Annotated in this window: 6 protein-coding genes; 2 read left to right on the top strand and 4 right to left on the bottom strand. The window is 43.8% G+C overall.

Going from position 1 to position 9,663, the window contains the following annotated elements:
• Window positions 1-393: 393 nt before the first annotated feature.
• The 4 genes from ACFX4X_RS24465 to gltC all read right to left on the bottom strand — a co-directional run bounded on the left by ACFX4X_RS24465 (window position 394) and on the right by gltC (window position 3,383).
• Entirely contained in the window at window positions 394-738 is a 345-nt protein-coding gene (locus ACFX4X_RS24465) for a hypothetical protein (RefSeq protein ID WP_377387307.1), read from the bottom strand.
• Window positions 739-1,041: 303 nt separating this feature from the next.
• Window positions 1,042-1,641 (bottom strand): hypothetical protein, encoded by a 600-nt coding sequence (locus tag ACFX4X_RS24460; protein ID WP_284469446.1) that lies wholly within the window; start codon window positions 1,639-1,641, stop codon window positions 1,042-1,044.
• Window positions 1,642-1,757: 116 nt separating this feature from the next.
• The gene (locus ACFX4X_RS24455) at window positions 1,758-2,252 is read right to left on the bottom strand and encodes a spore coat protein (RefSeq protein ID WP_377387304.1); all 495 of its coding nucleotides are present in this window, start codon (window positions 2,250-2,252) and stop codon (window positions 1,758-1,760) included.
• 228 nt (window positions 2,253-2,480) lie between these two features.
• Window positions 2,481-3,383 (bottom strand): glutamate biosynthesis transcriptional regulator GltC, encoded by a 903-nt coding sequence (gene gltC, locus ACFX4X_RS24450; RefSeq protein ID WP_284469448.1) that lies wholly within the window; start codon window positions 3,381-3,383, stop codon window positions 2,481-2,483.
• 134 nt (window positions 3,384-3,517) lie between these two features.
• On the opposite strand from gltC, the gene gltB reads away from it, so the two are divergent.
• Both gltB and gltD read left to right on the top strand, forming a co-directional pair.
• Complete coding sequence (gene gltB / locus ACFX4X_RS24445) at window positions 3,518-8,068, top strand: glutamate synthase large subunit (RefSeq protein WP_377387300.1); 4,551 nt, start codon at window positions 3,518-3,520, stop codon at window positions 8,066-8,068.
• Window positions 8,069-8,084: 16 nt separating this feature from the next.
• On the top strand, window positions 8,085-9,566 hold the full coding sequence (gltD, locus tag ACFX4X_RS24440) for a glutamate synthase small subunit (protein WP_377387297.1): 1,482 nt from the start codon (window positions 8,085-8,087) through the stop codon (window positions 9,564-9,566).
• Window positions 9,567-9,663 lie beyond the last annotated feature (97 nt).

Genomic DNA, 9,663 nt, shown 5'->3' with positions numbered 1-9,663 from the left:
CTGTCCCGCTGCTCCCGCAGGAGTCTCGCACTTCCGCTCCAATCAACCTTAAATAGTTTCGTTTTAAAAACAACAATATTTTTACGAAAAGAGCCTTTCATTAAGAAAAGGGACAAGTGAATATAGATTGTCACTTAGAGTTATTTAATTTCACCTATAAACCCAATTTCCCCTTCATAACTTTACCAATCTTCATTGTTTAATCCATTCTTTATATCCTGATATATGTGTTTCATTAGCTATAGATGATCCCCACTCTGTTTGATTGTTTCTTTCATCAGGTTTAAAGTGTCCATTTTTGATGTTCGTCAGTCCTATTGAAGAAAATATAGCTATGATTAATAGAGAGATAAACTTAAAATGATTTTTACATAGTTTTTGTTCATTTGTTTTTTAATCTTGAGATAAGTAATCAAAGTCAGCTTCTTGAAAGGTAGGAAGTTGTTCTTTGATATTTAATTTTATCAAGTTTTCTTGTACATAATTTCGAATACTCATCATGTCAAAAGGAAAATCAAAAACAAACTCTTCTTCTACTTTTAAAGTATGTACATGATAAGAGCACTGATGTTTCATCCCTAAAAGATCTTCATTGTAGCTTAGTACGTCTTGATAAGATAAGTCAGATAATTCGAAATTTGATAAAAGATAGACATCTATAAACTTATCTTCTACATTCTTTAGATTTTTATTTTTATCATGTATTAGTAAAAATGCATTTTGTTCTTCATCGGACAATTCTACTTGAAAAAATTAGGGATTTTTCAATCTCATTAATCTTTTAAATCTAGCATTAATCGCTCTAATTTTAATCAATCCTTTTCATATTTCATATTTAAAAAATAATAGCTTTCCACTGATTTGAAGTGTAAAACCAAAAGTAATACCTAGAGTAATAGTCAACAGTAATCATTATAGAACTCAATTGGAAATTTCATCGTGTTCTCTTTAATTCGTTTAATTTAGTTTTGCGTTTAATTTGAATGAAAAACAAACTGTGCAGGGCAAGTTCGATTCAACTTGTCTCCTGCACTTGTAAGCTCATTTAGTAAATTCACTTCTCAGAAGGTAGACGACATCGTATTCCTTTAACTCTTCCATATGACGATCCATGTCATTGTAAAAACCATTGGAAAGTGTATGTATTCCTTCATCTCGGCTTGAATAACAAATACTCGCCAACGCAAGCTTTTTTGTGTTGTTTATATTGAATTTACTAGGACTGCCCCAAACGCTGGAACCCTTTTCAGCAATGGTTTCAGGATAGGTGGCTGTATCCGTACCATCGTCGTTTTGAATGCTGATGTTGAACATCGATAGATTTTGGCCATCAACCGTTTTGGAAGTCGTAAAGATGATTGTCCCATTATCTTTGACGGCAGTTGTCATGCGTCCCATTTCAGGTGCGACAAGTTTACCAAATTCATATTTTTCGACCCAGACGGCCATCTTCTTGTATGTATCATCAACATTGAAATCGACAAGAAAGAAATGTTCACTTGTATTCTCAAGGATGGCTTTTTCCCTTGCTGATAACTCAGGAACTGAAAGGGTATTCTCGGGTTTTGGATCATCAGCCTTACAGGCGGCTAAAGAAAATGAGAGCAGGGATATGATGATGGATAATATGATCTTTTTCATGTATTTCACCCCCTTGATAGTATTAACCTAATTAAACCCAATTATTAAATATTATAACATTTAAGAGTCGGAACGGGGTAAAAGGCAAGCGATCGGTGCACTTACCTTTTTTGCATTTAGAATGGCTGTGAAAGAGCATTATTGGCAACATCCACGTCATTTTGAAGCAATTGGTTTAAGTTGTAAGCAGGATAGAGATTTCTTTCATAAAGGTAGTTGAAAATCTTGAAATGGATATCGATGGCTCCATTTAAATGTTTAATAAATACCTTTCGAAGGGAAGGGGTGGCTGTTTCAGAAATGGCACCTGCATAATTTTTGATGGATGTTTTGGCAAGCCCCAGCAATTCTCCGGCAGCAGCGGCCGATGCTTTATCCCTTAATACATCGCCATCCAGGTCCGTCTTAGGTGTCAATGGGTAAAATTGCAGCAATTCCATGATGTTTTGGGCAAGGGCATCAATGGTTTGCCTGTAAATCGTTTTTAGAATGGGGTCCTGTATTGTCGGATAGGCTTTTTTCAATTTAATAAGGGTAATGGACTGGGCTGCGACCAATTCATGAAGTTCCAGTGTTTCATGCCAAGCAAGATGTGAATGGGTGGGTTTCATATAAATTCCTCCTGTACAGATAATCTTGATACGTTATTCGAACAGTTGGCTATAGGTAGTTGTCTAATGAAATCATTTATGGAAAAGGCCCTTCGCTCACATTCATAGTTTAAAAGGATTGCGCCCCTGGCTTCCATACGCTTTTTCCGGAAAGAGGGGCGGCTTTACCGTATTAATGCTGATGGGGCTGAATGCATGAAAGATGAATGGAACATCCTCAACCATGATTTATTGATATTGCTCGAGAACAGAGAAAAACTTTTTGGCAAATTGGTAGAAAAGTTCTTCCGATGGTGCCAATTCCCTGTTTTTTGGTGTAATGATGCCAACAGTCCGTTTGACTTCAGGGGTGTCGATCGGGATTTTGACAGTCAGTCTTGGAGTGACTTCATAAAAGGTACTGTCAGGGAGCAGACTGACCCCAATTCCGGCTGATACGAGCCCTTTTATGGAATCCATGTCTTCACCTTCCGAGGTGATGTTCGGTGCGAAACCGGCTGCTTTGCATGCTTCGATAGCGATACTGTGAAGGATGTATCCTTTGGGAAACAAAACGAATGGATCATTTCGTAAATCACTTAGGCGCAGACTCTTCCTTTCCGCCAATGGGTGGGTTATGGGCAGCAAAGCGGAAATGTTTTCCGTGAACAGGATATGACCTTCGATATCTGGATCGTTTATCGGGATTGGTCCAAGAAAGGCTAATCCGATTTCGCGATTTTTGACGGCTTCCTTTAAAAAGGAATAAGATCCCTGTCTTAAGTGGAACCCGATATTCGGCTGCTCATCTTTAAAAGCGGAAATGACGGTAGGCAGCAAATGGGTGGAGAGGCTGGTCGGGAACCCGATTTTAATGGTTCCGTGTTCAGGGTCCAAAAATTCCTCAATTTGATATTTGGCATATTCTATCGCTTGTATAGCCGTTTTTGCATGAAATAGAAATATTTTACCAATTGGAGTTAACTGAATATTTCGTCCGGTTTTTTCAAATAAAAGAACGCCAAGCTCATCTTCCAATTTGGAGATTTGCCGGCTGACTGCTGATTGTGCAATATGCAGGTGTACTGCGGCTTCAGAGACGTGTTCTCTCTCGGCAACTTCAACAAAATAACGTAATTGTCGTAGTTCCATTTATTCATCCTCCTACCATTCATCTCAAATTGAGATAGATTTTATTAGAATTATATATTGTTTATATCGATTTGAAAACCTAGAATAAAATGTAAGTGACATACCGGTGTAAGAATACGATGGGGGCGATTAATATGACATACAATCAAATACCAAAAGCACAAGGGCTCTACCATCCTGAATTTGAACATGATGCATGTGGGATCGGGTTATATGCTCATTTAAAAGGGCTTGCTACACATGACATCGTCAAACAAGGACTGAAAATGCTGTGCCAATTAGATCATCGCGGCGGACAAGGCAGCGATCCCCTTACAGGAGATGGTGCAGGATTAATGGTGCAGATTCCTGATAGATATTTCAGGCTGGCATGCCCGGAGATGAACTTGCCGGCAAAAGGACGCTATGGAGTAGGCATGCTCTTTTTCTCTAACAACGATGATGAGCGGAATGAAATCGAAGCTCGTTTGAATGCATTTATCGAACAAGAGGGCCAAACGCTATTAGGCTGGAGAACGGTTCCTGTTGATGCAACGAAAATCGGGGAGGTCGGCAAGGAGACATGCCCGACGATCCGCCAAGTATTCATCGGGGCAAGCGTTGGGATGACAGATGATTTAGCTTTTGAGCGTAAATTGTTCATTATCAGAAAACAAGCTGAAAACTGGGCTCGTGAACGCGGCAATCGTTTTTATTTTGCCAGCCTTTCAAGTACTACGATCGTATACAAAGGATTGTTGACACCAGAGCAGGTGGATGCCTTTTATCTTGACCTTCAACAGGAGGATTTCGTTTCTGCTTTCGCTTTAGTGCATTCACGCTTCAGCACGAATACTTTTCCTAGTTGGGAACGGGCACATCCAAACCGTTACCTGATCCATAATGGCGAAATCAATACGCTTAGAGGTAATGTGAATTGGATGAAAGCGCGTGAGCAGCAGTTTGTTTCAGAAGCATTCGGGGATGACCTGCAAAAGGTCCTGCCTATTTTGGATATAGACGGCAGTGATTCCTCGATTCTTGATAATGCACTTGAATTCTTCGTGCTTGCAGGGCGTAAGCCGGCACACGCGGCCATGATGCTCATTCCAGAACCGTGGACCGAAAATCCACATATGACGAAGGAAAAGAAGGCATTTTATGAATATCATAGCATGCTCATGGAGCCATGGGATGGTCCGACGGCCATATCCTTTACGAACGGCAAACAAATCGGGGCCATCCTTGATCGAAATGGTTTAAGGCCGGCAAGGTATTATGTGACAAAAGATGATTACATCATTTTCTCCTCTGAAGTCGGCGTGATCGATGTGGAGCCGGAGAATGTATTATATAAAGACCGTTTAAGCCCAGGCAGAATGCTTTTAATAGATTTAGAGGAAGGGCGGATTGTTTCCGATGAAGAAATCAAGTCCGAAATGGCCCAGGAAAATCCATACCAGCAATGGCTGGACGAACAGCTTGTCCAATTAAGTAATGAAGAGCCAGTGATTGAAGGGGAGCCATTGAATGATTTGTTATTCAGGCAAAAAGCGTTCGGATACACATATGAAGATGTCCAAAAATATTTATTGCCGGTCATTAAGGAAGGCAAAGATCCACTGGGCAGCATGGGGAATGACATTCCGTTAGCGGTCTTATCCGATCGCCCGCAATCGCTCTTCAACTATTTCAAGCAATCCTTTGCCCAAGTTACCAACCCGCCAATCGATTCGCTTCGTGAACAGATCGTCACATCAACGATGACATTTCTAGGTGCGGAAGGGGATTTACTGAAACCGGATGAAACGAACAGCCGCCGCATTCAATTGGATTCACCTGTATTGACGCCAGGTCAAATGCAGCAGTTGAAAGAAAATGCCTTTCCGGAATTCAGAAGCAAAGTCATCCACACTATATTTTCAGAAGATTTAGAGAACGGACTCGATCGCATCTGCCGTGAAGCGGAACAAGCGATCGCTGATGGTGTCAGCCTTTTGATATTATCTGACAAGGATATGGGCAAAGAAAAGGCTGCGATTCCTTCCCTGCTGGCTGCGAGCTCCCTTCATCAAGAGCTGATCCGTCATGGGAACCGTACGAAAGTGAGCATTATCGTTGAATCGGGGGAAGCAAGGGAAGTCCATCATTACGCATCCCTTATCGGGTATGGAGTGGATGCGATTTACCCGTACCTTGCTTATGAAACATATAAGCAGGCTGTATTGGAAGGCAGTTTAGCCATCAGCTACGAAGAAACGGTAAGGAAGTATGTAAGATCGTTGACAGAAGGCATCGTAAAGGTGATGTCGAAAATGGGCATTTCCACGATTCAAAGTTATCGCGGCGCACAAATTTTCGAAGCGGTCGGAATCGGCGCTGACGTAATCGAACGTTATTTCAGCGGTACGGCATCACAGCTTAGTGGGATAGATTTGGAAACGATAGCGGAAGAAGCGTTGATTCGCCATAGGAAGGCTGCAGCTGATTCGTATGATCAAACTCTTGAAAGCGGTAGTGATTTTCAATGGAGAAAAACAGGGGAACACCATGCGTTCAATCCCAAAACGATCCATACACTGCAATGGGCCTGCCGGAAAGGCGATTATAATTTATTTAAGCAATATTCAAACTTGGCGAATGAAGAGAGACTTGGTTTTTTACGGAATTTATTTTCGTTCGATCAAAAGCGCCAAAGCATTTCAATAGATGAAGTGGAATCCGTGGAATCCATCGTCAGCCGATTCAAAACGGGCGCTATGTCATTCGGTTCATTGAGTCAGGAAGCACATGAAACACTAGCGATTGCAATGAACCGTTTAGGCGGAAAAAGCAATAGCGGTGAAGGCGGGGAACACCCTAGCCGTTACCAAGTGGATGAAAACGGCGATAACCGCCGCAGCGGGATTAAACAAATTGCGTCCGGTCGTTTTGGAGTGAAAAGCCATTACCTTGTAAATGCCGATGAACTTCAAATCAAAATGGCGCAAGGTGCAAAGCCAGGTGAAGGCGGCCAGCTGCCGGGGAACAAAGTATATCCTTGGGTCGCAGAGGTACGTGGTTCCACACCAGGTGTCGGCCTGATTTCACCGCCTCCGCATCATGATATCTATTCGATTGAAGATCTGGCACAGCTGATCCATGATTTGAAAAATGCGAATCGTGATGCCAGGATCAGCGTCAAGCTTGTATCAAAAGCAGGCGTAGGCACGATTGCAGCCGGTGTGGCCAAAGGAGCCGCGGATGTCATCGTTATCAGCGGGTATGATGGCGGAACGGGTGCTTCACCAAAAACAAGTATCAAACATACCGGTCTTCCTTGGGAGCTGGGCCTTGCCGAAGCACACCAAACACTGATGCTGAATGGCCTGCGCAGCCGTGTAGTCCTTGAAACGGACGGAAAGTTAATGACGGGGCGCGATGTGGTCATGGCAGCCATCCTTGGTGCGGAGGAATTCGGCTTTGCTACGGCACCGCTTGTGGTCCTTGGCTGTGTCATGATGCGTGCTTGCCATTTGGATACATGTCCAGTGGGGGTAGCTACTCAAAACCCTGAGCTTCGCAGCAAATTTACTGGAGATCCGGATCATGTCGTGAATTTCATGCGCTTCATCGCTGAGGAAGTGCGGGAAACGATGGCTGAGCTTGGTTTTAGAACACTAGAAGAGATGGTTGGCCGCACTGATGTTTTACAAGTGAGCGAGCGGGCACAAAACCATTGGAAAGCGAAGCATCTGGACTTGACGACACTTCTTTTCCAACCGGAGGGAATACGTACGTATCAACTTCCTCAAAACCATAAAATCGAAGAATCCTTGGATATCCGTGAGATTTTACCTGTTGTGGAGCCTGCTTTAAATGACCAAACCCAGGTGGATGTCAGCTTCCCGATTACCAATGTGAACCGTGTGGTCGGAACGATCGTCGGCAGTGAAGTATCCAAACGCTACGGTGAGGAAGGGTTGCCTGAAGATACGATCACACTTCGTTTTACAGGATCGGCGGGCCAGAGCTTCGGTGCGTTCATTCCAAAAGGGATGTCGATGTATTTGACAGGTGATGTCAATGACTACGTTGGGAAAGGCTTATCTGGCGGGAAGATCATTGTCACGGCACCTGCAGGCAATCAGATTGAGGCCGGGGACAATGTAATTGCCGGAAATATCGCCTTATACGGCGGAACAAGCGGCGAGGCTTACATTAATGGCCGTGCCGGAGAACGATTTGCAGTACGGAACAGTGGAGTCAATGTCGTCGTTGAAGGAATTGGAGACCATGGCTGTGAGTATATGACAGGCGGACGCGTGGTCATTCTGGGCGACGTCGGCAAAAACTTTGCGGCAGGCATGTCAGGCGGCATCGCTTATGTACTTGCTGATGATGCAGAAGAATTCAAGGCATTATGCAATGGTGAAATGATAGAATTCGAGACGCTTGATGATATGGAAGATGCAAGCAAGGTAAAAGAAATGCTTTACAGCCACCTTCATTATACAGAGAGTGCCAAGGCATCTTATGTATTGGAGAACTGGGAGGGTTTCGCTAAGAAATTCGTAAAGGTCATTCCGAAAGATTACAAACGGATGATGAAAAGCATCAATGAGCAGAAGCATGCAGGGTTATCGGATGAGGAAGCGGTCATGAGTGCATTTCAGGCGAATGCCGTTCAAGATAAAAAAATCACTAAACAAGCTGTGATGCAGTGAGGAAGGGGAGAGAAAGATGGGAAAAGCAACAGGATTTATGGATTACCAGCGTGAAAAGCCAAAAGACCGGAATCCTCTCACTCGTTTAAGCGACTGGAGAGAATATACAGCTCCTTTCTCTGATGAAAAGTTAAGTACACAGGGAGCGCGGTGTATGGACTGCGCCACCCCTTTCTGCCATATGGGCATGGAGTTGAACCGGGTCACCACGGGCTGTCCGATTCATAATCTGATCCCGGAGTGGAATGATTTGGTTTACCGCGGCAGATGGAAAGAAGCATTGGACCGTTTGTCGAAAACGAATAATTTTCCTGAATTCACAGGGCGCGTTTGCCCTGCCCCATGTGAAGGGTCTTGTACGGTAGCGATAAGCGATCCTGCCGTTACCATCAAGAACATTGAACGGACCATCATTGATAAAGGATTTGAAAATGGCTGGATCACACCTCGCATCCCTGAGAGCAGGACCGGCAAGAAAATTGCCATCATCGGTTCAGGCCCGGCAGGATTGGCGAGTGCCGACCAGTTGAATCAAGCAGGTCATTCGGTCACGGTTTATGAGCGCTCAGACCGTGCAGGCGGGCTGTTGACATACGGCATCCCGAACATGAAACTTGAAAAGGAAGTCGTTGCACGCCGAATCAAATTATTGACCCAGGAAGGCATCGATTTCATTACCAATACAGAAGTAGGCAAAGATATAACAGCCGAAGAACTGCAAAATCAATACGATGCAGTCATCCTGTGCACAGGTGCCCAAAAGCAGCGTGACCTGGAAATTGATGGCCGCGGGGCATCAGGCATTCACCTAGCAATGGATTACTTGACCACTTCGACTAAAAGCCTGTTGGACTCCAATTTTGAAGACGGCAAGTTTTTAGATACTAAGGGGAAGGATGTCATCGTCATCGGGGGCGGGGATACAGGAGCTGACTGTGTCGCGACGGCCCTTCGCCAGGAATGTAAGAGCGTCGTACAATTCGGGAAGCATCCAATCCTTCCGACGGCCCGTACATCAGATAATATGTGGCCTGCCTACCCGAATGTATTTTCCCTTGAATATGCATATGAAGAAGCGGAAGCGAAATTTGGTGCAGATCCGCGTCAATATTCAATCCAAACAAAGAAAATCGTAGCCGATGAAAATGGCAATGTTAAAGAACTGCACACAATCTCCATGGAAAAAATCAAAGGCGATGATGGAATATACATTTTCAGGGAAATTCCGGGAACTGAAAAAGTATGGCCTGCACAATTCGTTTTCATCGCAATCGGATTTGAAGGAACGGAAATGCCACTATTAACTCAATTTGGCGTTGAAACAGTCAATCAAAAAATTGATGCCGTCTATGGCGAATACAGAACGAATGTCGAAGGCGTTTTCGCCGCCGGAGATGCAAGAAGAGGGCAAAGCCTCATCGTTTGGGCGATCAATGAAGGCCGTGAAGTAGCACGTGAAGTGGACCGCTACTTGATGGGCGCAACGGTATTGCCTTAATAGAAAAAAGAAGTGCCATATTGAACTGCACCCCAATTGTTAGACACCATCTAACAATTGGAGGTGCAGTTTTTTTGACTAAATATACGATAGACGA

Source organism: Peribacillus sp. YIM B13481 (assembly GCF_042787985.1).
GTDB classification, from domain to species: Bacteria; Bacillota; Bacilli; order Bacillales; family DSM-1321; genus Peribacillus; species Peribacillus simplex_A.
The sequence above is the reverse complement of the archived record's forward strand: the minus strand, read 5'-3'. Positions and strand labels throughout refer to the sequence as shown.